The organism is Pseudoalteromonas sp. SK18 (assembly GCF_001974855.1).
In the GTDB taxonomy this organism is placed as follows: domain Bacteria; phylum Pseudomonadota; class Gammaproteobacteria; order Enterobacterales; family Alteromonadaceae; genus Pseudoalteromonas.
Genome location: NZ_MTQB01000086.1, coordinates 1 through 253, shown reverse-complemented (window position 1 = coordinate 253; position 253 = coordinate 1). Strand labels below are relative to the sequence as shown.

The 253-nt window shown below is 43.5% G+C and carries 1 pseudogene; it reads right to left on the bottom strand.

The features are described 5' to 3' along the window. Nucleotides 1–94: 94 nt before the first annotated feature. Nucleotides 95–253 (bottom strand): annotated as a pseudogene (locus BW139_RS18535) (IS66 family transposase); the annotation flags it as partial.

The following is a 253-nucleotide window of genomic DNA, read 5'->3' as shown; positions in this document are numbered from 1 at the left end:
TAAATGGTCTAATCCCATTTAATTACATCTGTGCTTGCCTTGATGAACTGTGCCAGCCTGAGCCCGATATCGACAGCTTGTTACCCTGGAATTTTAAAACATAGGTGTAGTTCGCTAGACGCTCACGGTAATTAGCTGCCTCTATCAGTTTGCTGTTCCCCACTAAATTTGGCTGATCCTGCTCAAGCCATATTTTTAGCTTGCTAAGAATAGGCAGGCTAACCTCTTGTCTTGCCGTATATTTGTCATCCAC